Below are 20,541 nucleotides of genomic sequence, written 5' to 3'. Positions count from 1 at the left end.
TTATTCGGCTACTGTTTCTACAGGGATGTAGTATTCACAATCCAGAGCATTATCAGGCCTGGCGTAGCCGTTATAAGTAAAAACCTCAATGTCAGGGGCTGGTCTACGTTTTAACCTGTGTTTAGGGAAAATGTTGAGATAAATATGTTTTGAATACTTAGAGTATTCTTCTTTATTGCACCTGAATGAAAATCTGGCATATATCCCCGAAGGGTAGGGGTGATCACCCGGCTTTTTGTTTACCTCTTTATTATGTACGCCAATAACCGAACTTATTTTTATCCGCATTGAGTGTTTTTTATGTGCGTTATATTCTGATATATACCAAATGTTTTGCTTCTGGTTATTTAAATGATTGATGATGCTATTCCAGCGTACATCTAAAATGTTCTCGTTGATCGGGATAGTGATTTCTTGATGAGACATCTGGCCAGAGATATATCCTTCTGGCAAGGTGCATATCTGAAAACTGCCTACGTCAATGCGGCTAAAGTTGAATTCTTCCAATAATGGCGAGAAGTCCCAACAGCAACTTCTGCGGTACTGAAGTGGGGTCAACCCTGCGGCTTTTTTAAATTCCCGGCAAAAGGACTGCTGAGAGTCGTAGCCAAATTTTGCAGATATATCAATTACATTCATATTGGTTAGACGCAGGAATATAGATGCCCGAGTCACCCTGCGCTTACGAATGTAGAGACCGATAGGTATTCTTACATGATGTTTAAAAATAGTCTGGATGTGCCGGCGGCTGTAACCCGTAAATCTGGATATATCATCAATGTTAATATTCACATCGATATTATTTTCGATGTAATTTAATACTTCCTGTACGATATTCTTTTTAAGCATGTGGCAATACATCCTTGAGCGCGAAAGTCCCTTATTAGATATACATATTGGATTTATTTAGTCAATCAACCCCGTTATTATTGCACTGTGGGTCAATTGATGTAATTAATTAATAAGTTGATGGTTAACCCAATTTACAGCCTGTATTCGATTATTTACCGATATTTTCTTAAAAATATTATAAAGATGAGTTCGTACTGTGTTTTCACTGATAAAGAAGGATTGAGCGATGCGAGCATTAGACTCACCTTTACATAACTCGTGCAGAATTTCGTATTCCCGTATGGTCAAATTGCCTGAGTTTTTATCAGCATATGTTTGTTCCGGTGAGGTTTGAAGGCAAGCGTTGGCATTATCCTCATGCTTATTTTGCATCATATTTTTTATGGCTTTAACCAGACTGCCAGGTGTTGTGTCATTGGGTAATACGGTATCGAAGCGATGCCAAATCGATTTTTCATAAACAGACAATGCCCTCGAGCAGTTAAGCAGGCATATCCGCATGCTGGATTGGCTTTCCGCAAGCAACTTTGGCCAGACTTTGTTGGATTTACTGCTGGCTGCATCTGTATCGTAAATAAAGATAGACTTCTCAGAAGCATAAAACATCATTGGTTTCTTTACATTCAGGACCACAACCGGGATCTTAATTTCCTGATTCAAGCGCTCCAGAAGAAGATGATTTTGCACTGAGGGTCGGGTAACTAAGAACAATTTTTGCTCTGCTGTGTAGTTAAGCATGGGTCTTCCCTCTATAGAGTTATTTTCTCCAGGACAGTAAATTTACTATCATCCATTAATTGGGCTAACGATAAGATGTTAGACCTAATGAGATTTAGCTTATTGTGCATAATAATAAATCGGTTTTACCGAATTATTAAGCAGAAGTTATTTGTCTCTAATGTAAGCTCGTTGATATTTAATGGTTTAATTTGTTCAGTGATCTTTCATAAATTAAAATACATTCTATTAAATAATGTATTTTAATATTAATGTATTAGTGGCAAGCACTAAGCATTATGCAAATACGTTAATCTCCGTAGTTACTTATATGTTTGCTTATTTATAATAATTCTGAGGTAAATACCTCTTGATAGATACAGATTTACTGTATTCCTAACAAAAGGAAATATTATGAATAAGGTATCAATTATTGCTTTATTGACGTGTGCTAGTTTTGCTCCTGTTGCAATGGCAGAACATCAGAATGGGTCAATATCAGGAGATTGGTTTAGCTCTGTACATTTTACAGGTTTTATATTTGATAGCTCTTGTCAAATTTCTAACTCTGATAAAGACAAAATTGTTAAGCTCCCTGCTGTAAAACATTCTGATGTCAAAACAGGCGAACAAAAAAATCATGCGATACCATTTACGATCAGGATTCATGGATGTAAAACGTTTAATAATATTGGACCGAATATCGCTTTAGATCGTAATAGTGAGAATACGACGAAAGACGGTTATCTAAAAAATACAGCATCTGGCCCTAAAGATATTGCATTCTTACTAATGAATGACCAGAAAGAACCCCTAGACCTTAAGCATATAACTTATCATAAGCCTGTTGGTCAAATGGGCTATTCTGAGAATGATGCTCTCTTCTATAAATTTCATGTAGGTTATATAAAACTTGATAATACATCTGAAAAATCTAGTACCGCCGGACCTGTCGTGGCGCAGATGCATTATCGTATAACATATAAATAATATAAAAACACCATAGCCATAAATGGCTATGGTGTTACTCACATGGAGGTCACTATGAGATTTTTAATTCTGCTATATTCCATGCTATTAACGCCATTGTCCTATGCCGACAATATCATCGTTAATGGAACGCGTTTTATCTACCCGGCTAATGCTCCAGAAATCACTATCCAAATGACCAACACAGGCAGTGCGCCATCTCTGGCTCAAATCTGGTTAGATGAAGGCGATCCTGATGTGCCACCAGAAAAAATCTCTACACCCTTTATAATATCTCCACCTATTGCTCGCGTTGATGCGAAAAATGGTCAATCGATAAGAATTAAAAAACAGGAATTGCAAACGATCTCCATAAATGACAGAGAGTCACTGTGGTGGCTAAATATTCTGGATGTCCCTGCTATCGATAAAAATGAGTATAAAAAAGATGCTGGCATGCTAAATATGGCGATCCGTTCCCGATTTAAATTTATATGGCGACCTGAAGGGTTAGGTAATCGAGCAGATGCGGAAAATAAATTAGAATTACGCTCTGCAAGAAATAAAATTACGGTTCTTAACCCTTCGCCATTCTTTATCACGATTGTCGATATTAAAACTGCTTTAGGTTCCGGTCTTTTAGAAGAAAGTGAGATGGTGGCACCCAAGAGCCAAATGGAATTTAAAGTAAAAGAGAATGTTTCTCACGGGCAAAATTTAGTTGTCCAAAGTATTAACGACTACGGTGGAGTGGTTGAAACAAAAGTCATTACTCATGGATAGTAAGGATATAAAAAGATGGATCTCTATAAGAAAACTGTTATCACTCCATTTTTAGTATTGGCAAATATTTCATTTCTGCCAATCAGTGCTAATGCAGAGGATGATATTCGTTATACGTTTAATAATGCTATTTTGATGGGAAATGCTAAGAGCAACGATCTTAGTGCTTTCGATATAAAATCATTGCCACCAGGGCGTTATAGTGTTGATGTTTATGTCAATGAACATTGGCGTGGTCGCCACGATGTTATTTTTAATAAAACCAAAGATGGTGACTTAGCAACCTGTCATTCCGCTTACTTTCTCGAGTCTGTCGGAGTTAACACTCTACGGATGAATAAATCTCTGGCGGAGGAAAAAAATTACTGTGGCACGATTAATAAATGGGATGTTTACGGTAATGCGGTAGAAACCTTTAATGCCGGATTGTTGGAATTACGGATGAGTGTTCCACAAGCATATCTGGATAATACCGATAGCAACTATGTGCAGCCTGAGCAGTGGCAGAAGGGTATTCCGGCAATTAATCTCGGTTATATGGCTGATTACTACTCGATGCAGCAACGTGGCGATAGTCGCTCCAGTTCGGATAGTGCCTGGCTCGGGCTTGATGTAAGAGCTTCTGCATCGGGTTGGCTGCTTGAACATTTTGGTAGCCTCGACTGGAACAACGACAGTGGAAAGCATTATTCCAGCAACCGGACTACCTTAAAAAAGCCATTGATTGGCTGGAAGTCCATGCTCAGTGCCGGACAATTTTATACTGATAGCCAGCTGTTTGATGGTTTAAGCATTTTGGGCGCATCGCTCGAATCACAGGATCAAATGCATCCGGATAACACCTTGAGTTGGGCGCCCAATATCAGAGGGATGGCGGAAACGAATGCACGTGTCACCGTGACACAGGATGGAAGAGTTATTCATCAAACATCCGTACCGGCAGGACCTTTCTCAATCGAGTCTATTTTACCGGCAAATACGGGCGGAGATCTGCTGGTCACTATTCAGGAATCTGACGGGCGTATTCGGCGTTTCTCTGTTCCTTATTCATCAGTACCACAATTATTAAAACCGGGCGTGAGCCGCTATAACGTTTCGCTTGGGAAAGTCGATGAGCAAGATAGCAATGAATCTCCCTTTGCTGCACAGGCGACGTGGCAGTACGGCCTAAACAATTATGTGTCGCTCTATTCTGGTGCTACAGGATTTGATCATTACCAGTCGGCGTTAGTGGGCGCTGGGTTGAATACCTTTTTTGGCGCTTTCGCTCTCGACATAACGCAGTCACGCTTTAATTTCGATAATCAGGAAAACCATGGGCAAGGATACCGCCTGACCTACAACCGAACCCTACCATTGTCGCAAACCTCATTCTGGCTGGAGGGAAAATTCAATGCGAAAAACTTCTTTGGGCAGCGTGATGCTTTTGAACAGCAAGACAGTGGTTCGGAATACGCAGTATTACGCGAAAAACAGTCCTGGTCATTAAGCCTGAGCCAGCCTTTTCAGGATGGATGGGGATCATTAAATATCTCTGGTTCGATCAATAAATACTGGGAACAACAGGATAGTTATCGACAATATTCTGTCGGCTATAGCAATAACTGGGGCAATTTAAACTGGACGCTTTCAGTACAGCGTTTATGGAATGAAGATGAATATGGTGGCGTAACGAAAGATGATCAGGTTGCGCTGAACTTTAGTTATTCACTCCCGCGTTCAGACTCCGGGTATACACAAATATATTCAGACAGCTACAGCAGTAATGGTAAAGCCAGCAATACGCGTATGGGCTTCTCAACCTCAGTTGATGAAGAAAATAATATGATGCTAGGCCTTAATGCAGCCTATGGCCGCGGCGGAGATATGGACTGGGGAATGAATGGAACTTACCGTTCACCTTACAGCACTCTGAGCACGACATTAAGCCAGGGTAATGACTGGCATCAGGCTAGTGCGGGGATGAGTGGTTCAATGATTACTCACCGTAAAGGGGTGACCTTCTCCCCAGAAAGAAGCGATACGGTAGCACTGGTTTATGCCGCAGATGCAAAAGGTGCGCGTTTAGATGGAGCGCCAGGAACCCGTTTTGACTCAAATGGTTATGCAGTTATGCCGTGGTTGCGCGCCTGGCGTGTTAACGATGTGGTGATTAACCCAAAAGGCGCGGATGACACCGTCACTTTCCAGCAAACACAAAGAAAAGTTGTGCCCTTTGAAGGCAGTGTTGTTCACGTTGCTTTTGACACAAAGATAAATAAACAGACCATTATTCATCCCAAACTGCGCAACCAACAGACTTTACCTTTTGGCGCGGTTATCAAAGACCAGGAAAATAACCATATTGGTTATGTCGGTCAGGGTGGGCTTCTCTATATTGACCAAACCCAATCACCTACTGTGAGTGTTTCGTCAGAAAATGGAGTCTGCACAATTGATATTAAAAGCCAGGAGGCGATATGTCGTTAGTTCGTGCAGGGTTACCACTACTGATACTTCTGGCGGTAAGTTTTAATTCCCAGGCTACATGTATTGTTAAATCACAAAAAATAACTTTATCGCCGGAAACGGTAACCAACAGAAATAATCATGCTTTAGGCTCAGTGCTAAAAAAGAGTTCATTTGCTGTGCAGCTCCCACCGTCTCCTGAGTGTGAGGAGCTTATTAAATTTAGTGCTGATGTTCCAGGTGGAGCGTCGAAGATGAAAACTCCCGGAGTTTTTCAAACCAATGCAAAAGGCGTTGGTATGAGAATGACTTTGGTCACATCAAGTGGGCGCGAAATAGCCTGGCCTTCAAAATTTTCTGCAAGCATGTCTGAATTATCTGGGGCCAGAATCAATATGGAGTTGATTAAGGCTGATGATGGAATATCGGCCAGAGGAGGCTCAGAAGGTATGCGTTTTGAAATAAATAACCTACTGCAGAGTTCACCGCTGATAGATATTTATATTCCGGCTGGCTTTGTCACCATTCTGAATCGCTCATGCAAAATTTATGGTGATAAAACACGCAATATTACGCTGCCAGGCGTCGTTCTGGACCGGTTCAAATCCCCTGGTTCGGTGGCAGGTAAAACCCCTTTTGATATTCATTTATCTTGTGCAACCGATGATAAAACGCCCTCTGCTGTTTTCTTGAAATGGAATGGGCAATTCGGCAAAAACTCGGGTTCTGACGGAGTGTTAAGCAATTCAGTGGCAGGACGTTCTTCTGCTAAGGGGATTGGAGTGCAAGTGCTCGGTGACGATCATCAGCCGCTTAATTTTCATGAAATGAAAAAAGTGGAATTGAGAAGCTCCAAATCCGACAAATATTCCGTTCGATTTTATTCGCAGTATTACCAGATAGATGAACAGGTACAACCGGGGAAAATCCACGCCAGCCTGTATTTCAATATTGATTACCAATAAATAAGTGAGACGAAATATGCATGCAACTCTTGTTAAGACCAGAGACCAGATATGGGTATCACACAATAATCAATTTGGTCATCAATATCTCACGGCATATGCTGTGTTTGAGCGAGATATTTCCGGGCAAATGACCATAGAACTGGTTATTAATACACAGCGAGGATCTCAGCGAACCCGGCAGAAAATGTTTGTTTCCTATCAGGCTGGTTGCCCATACCCCCTGACGCAACTTTTCTTTACCCTGCAATCCGGTGAATTTGCCCAGTTACATATTGCTGTCAGAAGCCCGGAAGGGCATGTAGTTGAGTATCACTGGACACCTGAACTTGTTCACCAGGTTCAATGCTCGAGTAAACAAGACTAGATAACTCCTGCGCGCGGAAGATATCCGGCGCAGGAAGATAAACATTATTGGCAAATTAGCGCCAAATCTTTATTCAGCAAATAGGGCCGCAAATATCCCACGGTGTTTGACAGCGGCAGCACATCTTCGTGTAAGTGAATATTCAGTACGTCACGGATGTAATCTCTGCGAGCGCTGATGCGTTGCCATAATTCCGGGTAGAGGGTGGCTATTTGCTGGCGCAAATGTTCATCGGCAAGGGCAATGGTGTCTTCGATGCTCGCTCCCGCGTAACCTTTACGTGATGGGATGATGTCGATTTGCAGCAACATTCCGCTGGATAAAGCGATATCCGATGCAGGGTAAACCGGCGAGCACAGCCACTCTTCATCGGCAACCAAATGGCCAGGGTTGAGGTGCCAGTGGTATTCGGCTTTAGGCAAAACACGCTCAATCAAGTCGTAGACTTCGTGGCCCTTCACCCCGACGCGCATATTCTCAAGCCAGGCGACGACCGCGCGATAATACGGGATGGCGACCACATCGAGATAATCACTGACCTCATCATGAAGTTCATCGGCCTGGCTGACAACGTATGCCGCACGGCTGGTTAAACCGCCCTTATAACTGACAGTTAATGAAAACTTATCGCCTTTTTGGATCTGCTTATCCGATGGGTACAGGTTGGCATTTTCAAAACGATCGCCCGTAGCAGCAATGGTTACGACGTTATTGGCTTGACCATCGGCGGCAAGCAGGGCTGCAATCGACTTTTCAGTTTTCCCTAATTCAATTGCATTCAGTGCGGTAAGCGCCGCGCTTGATGCCAGGTTTGCACCGTATTCATAGTGCGCAATTTCATTGGCATTATTGGTTGTCCTTGCTCCCTGGCGCGGAGAAATAAACAGATCTGTGGCGTTGAGTAGTTCATACGCTGGAGTCAGCGCGCTTTGAAGCGCCAGGAAAATAAAGGTGGGGATATCAAACAGAGACTTATTGTTGTCGTTGATGCCAGTGAAAAGCTTCCAGCCCGCAATACCAACACGCTCTTGCCCATGCAGCCCGGCTTGTTGCAACACTTCGCTTAGCGAAAGTGCGGTGTCCATCGGCTGGTTTGGCAGTGAAAACCACGGCGCATGTATCACACTTGCTGGAATTCTGGAGTGCTGTGCGAGTTTGAGATTTTCATTCCCAAGAACCAGCACCGCCTCACCGCTTTTATGTAGAACCAGCAAGCCTTCTTCAAAGCGTGGGATGAAACCAGTCAAATACTCAAAATTCCCGCCATGCTCTTTATCGGCATAAACGACGAGCGAATCCAGATTCTGCTGCGCCATTCCCTGCAAAACTTTGCGCAAACGCTCCTCAATAGTCTGGTTGTTTAGCACCACGCTTGGGGTGTTCAGATAAATTGCTGGCTGCTCAATGGCAGCAAGTGTGATTATTGGCTGCGGCATGGGTGAGTCACTCCTTTTTCTTTTCCCGGGTGAACATTAACTTATCACCCGGGAAATTAAGAACCTATCCCGGCAACCGACTTTTTGGTCGTCCTTGCCCAAGCAACACTGCAAGTTTGGCGCCGCCCTGAGTGGTTTCCATCAGAATCTTACATACGCTGGTAAGCGGCACAGACAGAAGCATACCCACTGGGCCGAGCAGCCAGCCCCAGAACAGCAATGACAGGAACACCACGAAGGTCGACATTCCAAGCCCGCGCCCCATCATGCGTGGTTCAAGGATATTCCCAAGCAGCATATGCACTGCAAGGAACAGTACGCCAACCAGAATCATTTCGTAGGTGCCGTTAAACAAAAACGCCTGAATCATTGGCGGAATAGCGGAAATGACCGAACCAATATTGGGGATGTAATTGAGCAAGAATCCCAACACGCCCCACATCAACGCAAATTGCACGCCCAGCAGTTCGAGGCCAAGCCAGATAATCAGCCCGGTCCACAGGCTGATGAGCGTTTTTAGCGCCAGATAATGCGTCACGCCTTTGAGTGCGCGGTGCAGGCTGGCGATATGAATTTTCGGGTTGGAAAGGGCGAAGCGCAGTTTGTACGGAACGTGGCGCACCTCGAACAGCATAAATACCACCGTCATCACCAGTAGCAGAATACTGGCCATGGCGCCGGAAAGCCCGGTCATTAGCGTTGTGGCGTAAGACATCACTTTCTCAGAGTCCATACGCTGCAACATACGCTCCGGCGATAATCGCAGGTGCATAAACGGCAGCATTTTTTCGAGCTCAAACACTTTCTGCGTCAGCATCTTGTTGTACTTCGGCAGCATATCGATGAATTCAGACATGGATGCCGCCAGCACACCCACCAGTATCGTCAGCACAACCAACATCGCAAATACGACTATCGAGATAGCCAGCGGGCGGTTCACTCCCCGGCGAATAAACCACGTTACTAACGGGTTAAGCACAATGGCAAAAAAGAGTGCCAATAATAGCTGGACGATAATGTCTGCCGCAGCATGAATCCCGGCAAGAATAATCACCAGCGCTGAAAGCTTTATTAGAATATGTAGCCCGGTTTTATCGGGTTCTGGAGAGAGCATGAAAAAATCCTGAAAAGGAGGGATTCTCTAAGTGTAGCGCTTCGTTTAATTCGCACCCGCAGGGCGAGTCTGAAAGTCTGTTGCTGAAATGTGAATCTCGACGTGTATATACTGGGGAACGCTGTTTTAAAAGTGAATGCCCATGCCTGACCTCACACCCGCCCCCGCATTAAGCAGTTTCCGACTCAATCTACAGATTGTTTCTGTAGTGATGTTCAACTTTGCAAGCTACATGACCATCGGCCTACCACTGGCTGTTTTGCCGGGTTACGTTCATGACGTGATGGGCTACAGCGCGTTTTGGGCCGGGCTTGTGATAAGCCTGCAATACTTCGCCACGTTGCTCAGTCGCCCACACGCCGGGCGTTATGCCGATATTCTTGGCCCGAAAAAAATCGTTATCTTTGGTTTATGCGGCTGCTTCCTCAGTGGGGCGAGCTACATGCTGGCAGCGTTTGGTAGCGCCTGGCCGTTGGTGAGTCTGGTGTTGCTGTGCCTGGGGCGCGTCATTTTAGGGATTGGGCAAAGTTTTGCAGGAACCGGTTCAACGCTGTGGGGTGTTGGCGTGGTCGGTTCGTTGCACATTGGGCGGGTCATCTCCTGGAACGGGATTGTAACGTACGGCGCGATGGCGATGGGTGCACCGCTGGGCGTGTTGTTCTATCACCTTGGCGGGCTGAAATTACTCGCAGGAATCATTATGGCGGTGGCGTTGGTCGCCGTGCTGCTGGCATTGCCACGCCCGACGGTGAAAGCCAGTAAAGGCAATCCGTTGCCGTTTCGCGCGGTGCTGGGGCGCGTCTGGCCTTATGGTATGGCGCTCGCACTGGCTTCTGCGGGTTTTGGCGTGATCGCAACTTTCATCACGCTGTTTTACGACGCCAAAGGCTGGGACGGCGCAGCCTTCGCATTAACACTCTTTAGCTGCGCGTTTGTGGGCACTCGCTTACTTTTCCCGAATGGTATTAACCGGCTTGGCGGCTTGAATGTGGCGATGATTTGCTTCTCAGTCGAGATTTTCGGCTTGCTGCTGGTGGGCTTTGCGGGCGAACCCTGGATGGCAAAAGTGGGAACTTTCCTGACGGGCGCGGGCTTCTCTTTGGTGTTCCCGGCGCTGGGTGTGGTCGCTGTGAAAATGGTGCCGCAACAAAACCAGGGAAGTGCGCTTGCGACCTACACCGTGTTTATGGATTTATCGCTGGGGATTACCGGGCCATTAGCTGGGTTCGTGATGGCATATGCGGGTGTTTCGGTGATTTATCTGGCAGCGGCGATGCTGGTTTGCATTGCGCTGCTGATGGCGTGGCAGTTAAAAAAACGGCCCCCGGTTGAGCAACCGGGGGCCGTATCATCATCACAGCAACAATAGTTATTTGATGGTGATGGTATTAATGATGTTCTCAGCGGCAGTTTGCGCCAGTTGCTGATTATCCGCAGGCAACGTTATCTGCATAGTTAACAGCTGGTTATCTACTTTACCCAGGATAACAGATGAGTAAGCTGTCTGGCCTTTTGCAGAGATAATGCTGTCTAACTGTTGCAGCGTATGGCCTTTAATCTCGATAGATTTGTTGGTCACGACTTGCAGCTGTGGGTCACGAGCACGTTGTTGTTCTTCAAGACGTTTTGTCAAAGCTGCCAAATCGTCAGGCGTATTGTCACCGACAATCACAATGACCGCTTTCTGACCAGTAGCATCAGAATATACGTGCATGTTGTTTGCCTGAGTGCCCAATTTACCGCTCTGGTCGGTCATATCGGCGGGCAGTACAAAGCTAATTTTGCCGTCCAGCAAGCTAACCGGCTGGCCAGCTGTGCTGCTTTCCGCCGCTGCATCCGTTTTGGCCGTTTTGCTATCACTGTTATCGCAAGCGGCCAGGCCTAATACCAGCAGGCCAATACCGACATATTTTACCAGGTTACCCATGACTTCTTCCTTTACGTTAGCAAGCCTTTGCGGCCGATCTCATCATCTTATCACAAGATAATTCAACCACCGTCAACCCGGCTGTAACGCCGAATTTTCAGACTTATCTGCCAGACGTTTCAACAACATATTCAGCAAAACGCCGTACATCGGCAGGAAGAATACAATGCTGATTAGCACTTTAAAGCAGTAATCTACGATGGCGATTTCGACCCAATGCTGCGCCATAAAGGCATCCGGACTGCGCCAGAAAGCAATAAAGAAGAAGGAAAGCGTGTCGCTGATATTCCCGAACAGCGTGGATGCCGTTGGCGCAAGCCACCAGTACTGGCTTTGGCGCAGGCGGTTAAACACGTGCACATCCAGAATCTGCCCCAACGCGTACGCCATAAAGCTTGCGACAGCGATACGGGCGACGAACAGGTTGAAGTGCAGCAATGCTTCGAACCCTTGCCAGGTGCCCATGTAAAACAGTGCAGAAATGGCGTACGAAATAATTAGTGCGGGCAGCATCACGGCAAAAATTATGCGGCGTGCTAGAGGTGCACCAAAAATGCGTACCGTCAGGTCGGTTGCGAGGAAGATAAACGGAAAGCTAAACGCGCCCCATGTGGTATGGAAACCAAAAACCGAGACCGGTAATTGCACCAGATAGTTACTGGAGGTGATCACCAGCAAATGGAATAGCGATAGCCAAAACAGCGCTTTAGTGCGCTGAGTAGAATTGAACTGCGTCATTTTGTAGCCTTTTTAGTGGTGGGGTGAGGGAACCCAATACGCTTTTTAAAGCGGGGGCGATGATACTGCTTTAGTCCCGCTTTGCAATGGTTAATTTTAACGCAATCGTTCACGTGACTTGCACGAGAATCTTCCCGGCGTAAACTATCGCGGTTTGTTAAATTCGAGACCGATGATGACCGATCTTTTTTCTAATCCTGACCACACTCTTGATGCCCTGGGCCTACGCTGCCCGGAACCCGTCATGATGGTACGCAAAACAGTGCGCAATATGCAGGCTGGCGAAACCCTGCTGGTGATTGCTGATGACCCAGCCACTACGCGTGATATCCCTGGATTTTGCATTTTCATGGAACACGAACTGCTTGCTAAGCAAGTGGAATCATTACCTTACCAATACCTGTTGCGTAAAGGCCAGTAACGTCGCGCCAGCCCTTTGCTCCCCGCTTTGGGCTTCTGAACCCTCTTTGCATCTCTAATGAACCCCAATTTCATTTTTTGTCGCTTTTTGTGAAGTGCTTCACCCACGCTTTTCTCCACGTAGTCTAATTTTTAAACGACAAATTAAAACATTGTTTTACTTCCTACCTCACATTTCTACCTCTGCTGGAGCGACACAATGAAGAAGATCTTTCTGCCTGCTTTTGCTGGTTTATGTTTGTCTACCGCGTCAGTTCTGTTTGCACATTCTGCTATCGCGCAAGTGATTAAAGCTGCCGACGTTCACCCGGAAGGGTATCCGAACGTGGTTGCGGTTCAGCACATGGGCGAAAAACTCAAACAAGAAACCAACGGTGATTTAGAAATTAAAGTGTTCCCAAGCGGCGTGCTTGGCGATGAAAAACAGATGATTGAACAGGCGCAAATGGGGGCTATCGATATCATTCGCGTTTCGATGGCACCGGTTGCGGCAATCCTGCCAGATGTTGAAGTTTTTACCCTGCCGTACGTGTTCCGCGATGAAGACCATATGCACAAAGTGATCGACGGTGATCTGGGTAAACAAATTGGCGACAAGCTGACTAACAACCCGAAATCCCGCCTGGTCTTCCTCGGCTGGATGGACTCCGGTACACGTAACCTGATCACTAAAAACCCGGTGGTGAAGCCTGAAGATCTCAAAGGCATGAAAATCCGCGTTCAGGGCAGTCCGGTAGCACTCGCAACACTTAAAGATATGGGCGCAAACTCGGTTGCGATGGGGGTGAGCGAAGTGTATAGCGGCATGCAAACCGGCGTTATCGACGGTGCTGAAAACAACCCGCCAACCTTTATTGCCCATAACTACATGCCGGTCGCCAAAAATTACACCTTGAGCGGCCACTTCATCACGCCAGAAATGCTGCTTTATTCCAAAGTGAAGTGGGACAAATTAACGCCTGACCAGCAGCAAAAAATCCTTACCCTGGCGCGTGCTGCACAAATGGAACAGCGTGAACTGTGGAATGCTTACAACAAACAAGCGCTGGAAAAAATGAAAGCCGGTGGCGTTCAGTTCCATGAAATTGACAAAGCCTGGTTTGTGAAAGCGACTGAACCGGTGCGTAAAGAATACGGCGATAAACATCAGGATCTGATGAAAGCTATTGCTGACGTTAAGTAACTATTGTCGCTAACGCATTTGTGGAGGGCATCTTATGTCCCAACGCTACTCAGACTTGATGGATAAAGTTTATTTGCTGGCGATGGTTATTGCCGGGCTGTCTCTTTTGGTGATGACCATCATTATTCCGATTGGGATTTTCTCGCGTTACGTTCTGAACCGTGGGGAATCCTGGCCGGAACCGGTAGCAATAATCTGCATGGTGACCTTCACGTTCATCGGCGCGGCAGTCAGTTACCGCGCCGGTTCACACATTGCGGTGAATATGCTGACAGACCGCCTGCCGCTGGCGGTGCAGACCTTTTGCGCACGTATCGTCGATTTGCTGATGCTGCTCATCTCACTGGTGATGTTCTATTACAGCTTCTATCTGTGTGCCGATTTATGGGAACAGCCTGTTGCCGAATTCCCGGTTCTCACTTCCGGTCAAACCTACCTCCCGCTGCCTGTCGGCGCGATTTTAATGATTCTGTTTGTTGTCGAGCGACTGTTGTACGGCTCTCAAGAGAACCGCCCAATCGTGTTGCTGGGTAATCACGGTTAAGACCAGGGGATAACATGGACGCATTTATATTATTAGCCACACTAGCGGTGCTGCTTGCAGTGGGAATGCCCGTGGCCTTTGCCGTTGGGCTAAGCGCCATCGTGGGTGCGTTATGGATAGATTTGCCGCTGGAAGCGATCATGATTCAAATCACCAGTGGGGTGAATAAATTTACCCTGTTGGCGATCCCGTTCTTTATTCTGGCGGGGGCGATTATGGCGGAAGGGGGAATTGCCCGTCGTCTGGTGAACTTTGCGTATATTTTCGTTGGCTTTATTCGCGGCGGCTTATCGCTGGTGAATATCGTGGCGTCCACTTTCTTTGGCGCGATTTCCGGATCGTCCGTGGCGGATACAGCGTCCATTGGCAGCGTGATGATCCCTGAAATGGAGGCAAAAGGTTATCCACGCGAATATGCTGCTGCGGTTACAGCGAGTGGATCGGTGCAGGCGATTTTGATCCCGCCAAGCCATAACTCGGTGATTTACTCGTTAGCTGCAGGCGGCACTGTTTCTATCGCAACGTTGTTCATTGCGGGCGTATTACCAGGGTTACTGCTCGGGGTCAGCTTGATGGTGATGTGCCTCGGGTTTGCCCATAAGCGCGGTTACCCGAAAGGTGAACGCATTCCCTTCAAGCAAGCGGTGAAGATTTTCTTCGATGCACTTTGGGGCCTGATGACGGTGGTAATCATCCTCGGTGGGATTTTGACCGGGGTATTTACCGCAACCGAATCGGCGGCTGTCGCCTGCGTTTGGGCGTTCTTCGTGACCATGTTTATCTACCGTGACTATAAATGGAACGAACTGCCAAAGCTGATGTTCCGCACCGTAAAAACAGTCTCTATCGTTATGATTCTGATTGGTTTTGCGGCAGCATTTGGCGCGGTCATGACTTACATGCAGTTGCCATCGCGCATCACCGAGTTCTTCACGTCGCTGTCTGACAACAAGTACGTCATTCTGATGTACCTCAACGTCATGCTGCTGCTGATTGGCACCCTGATGGACATGGCGCCGATTATCCTGATCCTCACGCCAGTACTGCTGCCGGTGACAAATTCGCTGGGCATCGACCCGGTGCATTTCGGGATGATCATGATGGTGAACCTCGGCATCGGTTTGATTACGCCGCCGGTCGGTTCGGTGCTGTTTGTCGCCAGTGCGGTGAGTAAGCAGAAAATCGAAGTAGTGGTTCGCGCTATGCTGCCATTCTACGCCATGTTGCTGGTGGTGCTGGCGATGGTGACCTATATTCCGGCCGTTTCATTGTGGCTGCCGCATATGTTGGGCATGACGAGTTAAGTTTTGAAATCCCCACTCTGCCTTCGGATGATTTATTCTCTGAGGGCTAGAGTGAGGGAGGTCTGAAGTTATAATTTATTTTTTCCGCAGCAACCGCAGAGCATTCGCGGTCACCAGAGCGGTCGCACCCGAATCAGCTAACACGGCAAGCCACAGGCCGGTGAGTCCCAGCAGCGTGGTCACCAGGAAAATCCCCTTCAGGCCCAATGCGATAGTGATATTTTGACGAATATTATTATGCGTTGCGCGGGCCAGACTTATCATGCCCGCCAGCTCCGTCAGGCGGTTGTGTGTGAGAGCTGCGTCTGCAGTTTCGAGTGCCACATCGGTGCCGCTTCCCATGGCAATGCCGATAGTTGCGGCTTTCATGGCGGGAGCGTCGTTGATGCCGTCGCCAACCATCGCCAGCGGTGCACGGGCATTGAGTTCATTCACCGCGCTGACTTTGTCGGCAGGCAACAGGCTTGCGCGATAATCCATGCCTAATTCCTGCGCGATGGCGGCTGCTGCACGTGGGTTATCACCCGTTAGCATCACGCTCTGAACACCAAGCTTGTGCAGTGCAGCAACTGCCATTTTTGCATCGCTGCGTAAGGTATCGCGTAATGCCAGAACGCCAAGTAACTTGCCTTCTTGTAACAGGGCAACCACCGTCTGGCCTTCGGCTTCAAGCTGAGTGATTCGCTGCTGCCAGGCCGCATCCAGCACGGTATTCGCGAGCTTACCCGGCGCGCTTAATAACAACGTTTCGCCATTAATCTCGGCTTCCACACCAATACCTGCCAGCGCCCGGTGCGCACTGGTGTCGGGCAATGCCAGATGACAGTTTTGCGCCTCACGCACTATCGCCAGGGCAAGCGGGTGTGACGAGCCAAGTTCCACTGCTGCAGCCAGCGCCAGCAGGTCGTTTTCACCGATCTCGCCATTCACTGCAATGGTGGTGACTTGCGGTTTGCCTGCGGTCAGCGTCCCGGTTTTATCGAAAGCGATATGCTGAATTTTGCCAAGGCGTTCGAGTGCCGCACCACCTTTAATTAACGCGCCACGGCGAGCGGCCGCCGCAAGCCCTGAGGTGATCGCCGCAGGGGTAGAAATCACCAGCGCACACGGGCAACCAATCAGTAATAGCGCCAGACCTTTGTAGATCCACTCGCCCCAGCTTTGCCCGAACAGCAGCGGAGGAATAACCGCCGCGAGCAGCGCAATCGCCATAATAATTGGGGTGTAAATCCGGCTGAAACGGTCAATAAAGCGCTCTATCGGTGCGCGACGTTCATCCGCTTCTTCAATTAAACGCAGGATGCGGTCGATTGCGCTATCGCCTGGTTCGGAAATGACTTCGAGCTGAACAAGTCTGTCGACGCTGGTGCTTCCTGCCGGGACTTTTTCATCTTGCTGGCGTTCAACCGGAATGGACTCGCCGGTTAATGCGCTTTCATCGAAACTGGCAAAAGGCATTAGCAAGCGGCCATCAGCAGGCAAACGCCCACCGGCAGCGACTTCGATAACATCTCCCGGACGTAAATCAGCGAGCGCGATGCTTTCACGTTCACCATTACGAATACGAGTCGCGACTTCTGGTTTCAGCGCCATCAGTGCGCTCACACCACGGCGCGCGCGGCTGGCGGCGTAAGATTCCAGGCGTTCACCAATTAAGAACAGCAGTAATACCATCGCGGCTTCTGCGGTCGCCCCGATAAACAGTGCGCCAATAGCGGCAACACTCATCAACGTTTCGATGGCAAACCAGTTACCGGTGCGCATCAGGCGCACTGCCTGGCGTGCGATCGGCCACAGGCCAACCAGTGTGGTGGCGATGAACGCTATGTTGCCGAACGGGTGGTTAAACTGCTCAAGACCCCAGCTCAGCGCCATCATAACTATCAGTAAGATGAGCGGTAAATTTTCATGCCAGGCGGATGTTTTCGGGGCGGGGGCGGCACTGTTTCTCAGGTTGTAACCTGCGGCTTTCACGGCTTTTTCAACGTCGTCTCGAACATCGCGCTGCGCGGTGACCAGAAGTTTTTCCGTGCTGAACAACACCTGGACGCGCTGCACATCGGCAATTTGTTTGACGGCGTTTTCAACTTTGCGGGCGCAGGCGGCGCAGTCCATGCCATCGACCAACCAGCTATAACGTTCGCCGGTATCAGGCAGCATTTCTGTTTCCGGGGCTACAGTGGCGTTGCTACAGCAATCATTACCATGGCATGCGTCCGTTTTTATCGGCAACGGGCTGAGCTTTGCCTTCGCAAATTGTGGTGTTTTTGGGGAGTTGAGCATGCGCCCTCCTGGGTAATGATAATGTTCTCATTACGCATGTTACTCTCTGGAGTTGACTCCAGAGTCAAGAGGGAAATTTTAGGGGCGGTAAATACCGCCCGCAAGGTCAAATATACAGAGCGCGGACAATCATAAAGTGCCCGGCAAAATAGCATGCCGCAGCGATGGCGCTGTCACCTGTGAAGCGGCGGCGGTAATGGCTGCCCAGCCAGACTATGTTGCCCAACAGCAGCAGCGTTGCGCCAATAAAGCCTGAGAAACTCGGGCGTGTTGGCAGGAAGAAATAGAGCTCACCGGCCAGCCACACCATCACCAGCGTCATGCCGATAAACGTCAGAATCGGCCAACGGAAGGTTTCGAGGCGTGTCCAGATGACGGCGGTCAGTAGCGCGCCAATAACCAGCAGAACCAGCGGCAAAGGCCAGAAGAAACTGAACGTCATTTGGCTGGCAAAATAGAGGGTATACAACAGGTGCGACAGGAAAAACGCCCCGATGGCATACAACATGCGCTGGGTTGGAAGCAGGGTGAGAGCGTCACCGAGCAGCGTTGCCGCAAGCCCCGCGAGGATCAAATAGCCAGTTGCGTTGAACATCGGTGCTTGCCAGGCCAGCAGTAATAAAAGCAAAAGGGTGACAGGTTTGAAGACCCAGCGTTGCCAGGTTGGCCCACGGTAGGAGGCATCAACGTACAGCCAACCGGAGAAGAATACGGCGATGAATGACCAAAGCATAGCATGTCCCTTTTCTGCCCTTCATCCTTCAAGTTGCAGGGGTGTTGGCTGCGCTCACTAACCCCAGTCACTTACTCAAGTAAGCTCCTGGGGATTAGCTCCCTTGCCGCCTACCTGCAACTCGAATGCTAAAGGACATTGAATTTAAATGTATCGCACAAAAAGCACGATGCTACCTGTCAGTCTAGTGGTTAACATCGTCAGATGACAACGCCACTGCGTGCAGGGTATTCTTAAAAGTGCCTGACAAATCGAGATAAATCTATGAGTAAAATGCCACTTTTCTTCATTGCTGTTGTTGCGGTTATCGTCGTGGCGGCGTCTTTTCGCTTTGTGCAGCAGCGCCGTCAGAATGCTGAAAATGATGCGGCGCCGGTGATGGAAAGAAGCGTATTGGTGGCGACAAAACGTGAATCGCCAACCACCGATCGTCGTACACGACAGCGCCAGGTCACACCTGTCGAAGATACAATGCGTTATGAGGTTTGGTTTCGCCCACAAAGTGGCGGAATGGAACTAAAAATGCGCGTGACGGCAGAGCAGTATCACTCGATGAGCGTGGGGGACGCAGGGACTTTGCAGTACAAGGGAACGCGCTTTGTGGGCTTCATCCCCGACTAATAACAGGCTATTTTATTTGCCATTTTTGACCAGGGCAGTGCTCGGAATCCTCACGTACTGCGTGTACGCTCCGGTTCCTCCGCGCTGTCCGTGTCCAAACTGGCTGCAACAATTACGCCTGGTGGCACCGCATTATGATTATTTGCCCTGGCGGAGCTTCTTCTGCCAGACCAGCAGTTCAAACACCCCAAAAATGAAAATCTTAATCTGCTGAGCGCGGCTCAACGGTGGGCTGCCTTTTGGCTGAGTCGATTTCAGCAACGCTAACTGCATACCATGCATCAACATGGTGAAGATCAGCGCGACGTTAATGAAGATATTCAGCGGGCGTGGGAAGGGATGGACAATATTTAGTAACAAAAATGCCCAGACGCCGAGCATCAGCAATCGGCCTATGTTAATCAGCATGACTCTGCTCCTTGAATTTCACGGCTATACAAACGATATGCGACCTGTCCCGCGACTTTTTCACGATGCAATGACCAGCTTCCAGGCACCGCTGGCGTTCCGTTTTCCACTTCGCTTTCAACGTAAATCAGCGCTTCGTTAGCCAGCCAGCCATTACTTTCCAGTAAGGCTAATGTCTCTTCCAGCAAGCCTTTGCGGAATGGTGGGTCAACAAAAACGATGCTGTGCGGTTCACCGGGCTGCGCCAGAAAATTAAGCGTGTTGGTGTTCACGACTTTTCCGTTGGTCGCTTTCAGCGTGGCGAGATTTTTTTGCAACTGCTGTGAAACATTGCGATCCATCTCCAGCAATGTGGCACGGCTCGCGTAACGCGACAAGGCTTCAAGTCCCAACGCACCGCTTCCTGCAAAACAGTCCAGCACAGTGGCATCGACCATGGTGGGTGCCAGCCAGTTAAACAGCGTTTCACGCACTCTGTCCGTGGTAGGACGCAGGCCAGGGCTGTCTGGAACGGGCAGTTTGCGGCCGCGCCATTGGCCACCAATAATACGGATCTGGCCGGTGCCAGTAGATTGCGGTTTTTTCATGAGACTCACTGCGATGCAATTTCTTGCCGTCTAGTGTAACGGTGTGTGTAAGGCGGGGAAAGTGATAGACTAAGGCATTCATTAGATAATTATTTTCAGTGCCCGTGGCATGCTCAATCGGGCCTGTGCCATGAATTAACAG

The 20,541-nt window shown here is 48.3% G+C and carries 20 protein-coding genes; 10 read left to right on the top strand and 10 right to left on the bottom strand.

Annotated elements, in window-relative coordinates; genetic code table 11:
• Entirely contained in the window at positions 1–849 is an 849-nt protein-coding gene (locus tag M977_RS10430; RefSeq protein WP_064514682.1) for a helix-turn-helix domain-containing protein, read from the bottom strand.
• Positions 850–954: 105 nt separating this feature from the next.
• The gene (locus M977_RS10425; protein ID WP_064514680.1) at positions 955–1,590 is read right to left on the bottom strand and encodes a LuxR C-terminal-related transcriptional regulator; all 636 of its coding nucleotides are present in this window, start codon (positions 1,588–1,590) and stop codon (positions 955–957) included.
• A 393-nt stretch (positions 1,591–1,983) separates the two neighbouring features.
• On the opposite strand from M977_RS10425, the gene M977_RS10420 reads away from it, so the two are divergent.
• Genes M977_RS10420 through M977_RS10405 form a run of 4 tightly spaced genes read left to right on the top strand, consistent with a single transcriptional unit; the run spans position 1,984 to position 6,734 of the window.
• On the top strand, positions 1,984–2,559 hold the full coding sequence (locus M977_RS10420; RefSeq protein ID WP_064514678.1) for a fimbrial protein: 576 nt from the start codon (positions 1,984–1,986) through the stop codon (positions 2,557–2,559).
• A 54-nt stretch (positions 2,560–2,613) separates the two neighbouring features.
• On the top strand, positions 2,614–3,321 hold the full coding sequence (locus M977_RS10415) for a fimbrial biogenesis chaperone (protein WP_064514676.1): 708 nt from the start codon (positions 2,614–2,616) through the stop codon (positions 3,319–3,321).
• A gap of 15 nt (positions 3,322–3,336) precedes the next feature.
• Positions 3,337–5,790, top strand: coding sequence for a fimbria/pilus outer membrane usher protein (locus M977_RS10410; RefSeq protein WP_064514674.1), 2,454 nt, complete (start codon positions 3,337–3,339; stop codon positions 5,788–5,790).
• Complete coding sequence (locus M977_RS10405) at positions 5,781–6,734, top strand: fimbrial protein (protein WP_064514672.1); 954 nt, start codon at positions 5,781–5,783, stop codon at positions 6,732–6,734. Before M977_RS10410 ends, M977_RS10405 begins: the two co-directional genes overlap by 10 nt.
• Before the next feature lie 411 nt (positions 6,735–7,145).
• On the opposite strand, the gene M977_RS10395 is transcribed toward M977_RS10405, so the two are convergent.
• Both M977_RS10395 and M977_RS10390 read right to left on the bottom strand, forming a co-directional pair.
• The gene (locus M977_RS10395) at positions 7,146–8,537 is read right to left on the bottom strand and encodes a M24 family metallopeptidase (RefSeq protein WP_064514668.1); all 1,392 of its coding nucleotides are present in this window, start codon (positions 8,535–8,537) and stop codon (positions 7,146–7,148) included.
• 64 nt (positions 8,538–8,601) lie between these two features.
• Positions 8,602–9,651, bottom strand: coding sequence for an AI-2E family transporter (locus tag M977_RS10390; RefSeq protein WP_064514666.1), 1,050 nt, complete (start codon positions 9,649–9,651; stop codon positions 8,602–8,604).
• A 142-nt stretch (positions 9,652–9,793) separates the two neighbouring features.
• Here M977_RS10390 and M977_RS10385 point away from each other — a divergent pair, with 142 nt between their 5' ends.
• A complete protein-coding gene (locus M977_RS10385; RefSeq protein ID WP_064514664.1) occupies positions 9,794–11,020 on the top strand; it encodes an MFS transporter in 1,227 nt (408 codons plus the stop codon).
• Here the strand turns inward: M977_RS10385 and M977_RS10380 are convergent, their stop codons facing one another.
• Both M977_RS10380 and M977_RS10375 read right to left on the bottom strand, forming a co-directional pair.
• Complete coding sequence (locus M977_RS10380) at positions 11,021–11,578, bottom strand: DcrB family lipoprotein (protein WP_064514662.1); 558 nt, start codon at positions 11,576–11,578, stop codon at positions 11,021–11,023.
• Positions 11,579–11,650: 72 nt separating this feature from the next.
• On the bottom strand, positions 11,651–12,316 hold the full coding sequence (locus M977_RS10375; RefSeq protein WP_064514660.1) for a 7-cyano-7-deazaguanine/7-aminomethyl-7-deazaguanine transporter: 666 nt from the start codon (positions 12,314–12,316) through the stop codon (positions 11,651–11,653).
• Positions 12,317–12,491: 175 nt separating this feature from the next.
• On the opposite strand from M977_RS10375, the gene tusA reads away from it, so the two are divergent.
• From tusA to M977_RS10355, 4 genes are all read left to right on the top strand, one after another.
• Positions 12,492–12,737: a sulfurtransferase TusA gene (gene tusA / locus M977_RS10370; RefSeq protein ID WP_064514924.1), complete on the top strand. Its 246-nt coding sequence runs from the start codon at positions 12,492–12,494 to the stop codon at positions 12,735–12,737.
• A gap of 198 nt (positions 12,738–12,935) precedes the next feature.
• Positions 12,936–13,919 (top strand): TRAP transporter substrate-binding protein, encoded by a 984-nt coding sequence (locus M977_RS10365; protein ID WP_064514658.1) that lies wholly within the window; start codon positions 12,936–12,938, stop codon positions 13,917–13,919.
• A gap of 34 nt (positions 13,920–13,953) precedes the next feature.
• Positions 13,954–14,463, top strand: coding sequence for a TRAP transporter small permease (locus M977_RS10360; protein WP_064514656.1), 510 nt, complete (start codon positions 13,954–13,956; stop codon positions 14,461–14,463).
• Positions 14,464–14,477: 14 nt separating this feature from the next.
• A complete protein-coding gene (locus M977_RS10355; protein ID WP_064514654.1) occupies positions 14,478–15,767 on the top strand; it encodes a TRAP transporter large permease in 1,290 nt (429 codons plus the stop codon).
• Between the two features lie 75 nt (positions 15,768–15,842).
• On the opposite strand, the gene zntA is transcribed toward M977_RS10355, so the two are convergent.
• Positions 15,843–18,050 carry a Zn(II)/Cd(II)/Pb(II) translocating P-type ATPase ZntA gene (gene zntA / locus M977_RS10350; protein WP_064514652.1) on the bottom strand — a complete coding sequence of 736 codons (2,208 nt, stop codon included), beginning with the start codon at positions 18,048–18,050 and terminating at the stop codon, positions 15,843–15,845.
• A 106-nt stretch (positions 18,051–18,156) separates the two neighbouring features.
• Complete coding sequence (locus M977_RS10345) at positions 18,157–18,783, bottom strand: lysoplasmalogenase (RefSeq protein WP_064514650.1); 627 nt, start codon at positions 18,781–18,783, stop codon at positions 18,157–18,159.
• Positions 18,784–19,047: 264 nt separating this feature from the next.
• On the opposite strand from M977_RS10345, the gene M977_RS10340 reads away from it, so the two are divergent.
• Entirely contained in the window at positions 19,048–19,404 is a 357-nt protein-coding gene (locus M977_RS10340) for a DUF2500 domain-containing protein (RefSeq protein WP_064514649.1), read from the top strand.
• Positions 19,405–19,542: 138 nt separating this feature from the next.
• On the opposite strand, the gene M977_RS10335 is transcribed toward M977_RS10340, so the two are convergent.
• Together M977_RS10335 and rsmD are read right to left on the bottom strand one after the other, a co-directional pair.
• Positions 19,543–19,812 carry a DUF1145 family protein gene (locus M977_RS10335; RefSeq protein ID WP_064514647.1) on the bottom strand — a complete coding sequence of 90 codons (270 nt, stop codon included), beginning with the start codon at positions 19,810–19,812 and terminating at the stop codon, positions 19,543–19,545.
• Complete coding sequence (gene rsmD / locus M977_RS10330; protein ID WP_064514645.1) at positions 19,806–20,399, bottom strand: 16S rRNA (guanine(966)-N(2))-methyltransferase; 594 nt, start codon at positions 20,397–20,399, stop codon at positions 19,806–19,808. The genes M977_RS10335 and rsmD overlap by 7 nt, the downstream gene beginning before the upstream one ends.
• Between the last annotated feature and the right edge of the window lie 142 nt (positions 20,400–20,541).

The organism is Buttiauxella gaviniae ATCC 51604 (genome assembly GCF_001654835.1).
Lineage (GTDB): Bacteria > Pseudomonadota > Gammaproteobacteria > Enterobacterales > Enterobacteriaceae > Buttiauxella > Buttiauxella gaviniae.
This window is presented reverse-complemented; position numbering and strand designations above follow the sequence as displayed.

Excerpts from the sequence above, each read along its gene's own strand:
- M977_RS10430 (WP_064514682.1), bottom strand. The coding sequence starts at position 849 with ATGCTTAAAAAGAATATCGTACAGGAAGTATTAAATTACATCGAAAAT.
- M977_RS10425 (WP_064514680.1), bottom strand. The coding sequence starts at position 1,590 with ATGCTTAACTACACAGCAGAGCAAAAATTGTTCTTAGTTACCCGACCC.
- M977_RS10420 (WP_064514678.1), top strand. The coding sequence starts at position 1,984 with ATGAATAAGGTATCAATTATTGCTTTATTGACGTGTGCTAGTTTTGCT.
- M977_RS10415 (WP_064514676.1), top strand. The coding sequence starts at position 2,614 with ATGAGATTTTTAATTCTGCTATATTCCATGCTATTAACGCCATTGTCC.
- M977_RS10410 (WP_064514674.1), top strand. The coding sequence starts at position 3,337 with ATGGATCTCTATAAGAAAACTGTTATCACTCCATTTTTAGTATTGGCA.
- M977_RS10405 (WP_064514672.1), top strand. The coding sequence starts at position 5,781 with ATGTCGTTAGTTCGTGCAGGGTTACCACTACTGATACTTCTGGCGGTA.
- M977_RS10395 (WP_064514668.1), bottom strand. The coding sequence starts at position 8,537 with ATGCCGCAGCCAATAATCACACTTGCTGCCATTGAGCAGCCAGCAATT.
- M977_RS10390 (WP_064514666.1), bottom strand. The coding sequence starts at position 9,651 with ATGCTCTCTCCAGAACCCGATAAAACCGGGCTACATATTCTAATAAAG.
- M977_RS10385 (WP_064514664.1), top strand. The coding sequence starts at position 9,794 with ATGCCTGACCTCACACCCGCCCCCGCATTAAGCAGTTTCCGACTCAAT.
- M977_RS10380 (WP_064514662.1), bottom strand. The coding sequence starts at position 11,578 with ATGGGTAACCTGGTAAAATATGTCGGTATTGGCCTGCTGGTATTAGGC.
- M977_RS10375 (WP_064514660.1), bottom strand. The coding sequence starts at position 12,316 with ATGACGCAGTTCAATTCTACTCAGCGCACTAAAGCGCTGTTTTGGCTA.
- tusA (WP_064514924.1), top strand. The coding sequence starts at position 12,492 with ATGACCGATCTTTTTTCTAATCCTGACCACACTCTTGATGCCCTGGGC.
- M977_RS10365 (WP_064514658.1), top strand. The coding sequence starts at position 12,936 with ATGAAGAAGATCTTTCTGCCTGCTTTTGCTGGTTTATGTTTGTCTACC.
- M977_RS10360 (WP_064514656.1), top strand. The coding sequence starts at position 13,954 with ATGTCCCAACGCTACTCAGACTTGATGGATAAAGTTTATTTGCTGGCG.
- M977_RS10355 (WP_064514654.1), top strand. The coding sequence starts at position 14,478 with ATGGACGCATTTATATTATTAGCCACACTAGCGGTGCTGCTTGCAGTG.
- zntA (WP_064514652.1), bottom strand. The coding sequence starts at position 18,050 with ATGCTCAACTCCCCAAAAACACCACAATTTGCGAAGGCAAAGCTCAGC.
- M977_RS10345 (WP_064514650.1), bottom strand. The coding sequence starts at position 18,783 with ATGCTTTGGTCATTCATCGCCGTATTCTTCTCCGGTTGGCTGTACGTT.
- M977_RS10340 (WP_064514649.1), top strand. The coding sequence starts at position 19,048 with ATGAGTAAAATGCCACTTTTCTTCATTGCTGTTGTTGCGGTTATCGTC.
- M977_RS10335 (WP_064514647.1), bottom strand. The coding sequence starts at position 19,812 with ATGCTGATTAACATAGGCCGATTGCTGATGCTCGGCGTCTGGGCATTT.
- rsmD (WP_064514645.1), bottom strand. The coding sequence starts at position 20,399 with ATGAAAAAACCGCAATCTACTGGCACCGGCCAGATCCGTATTATTGGT.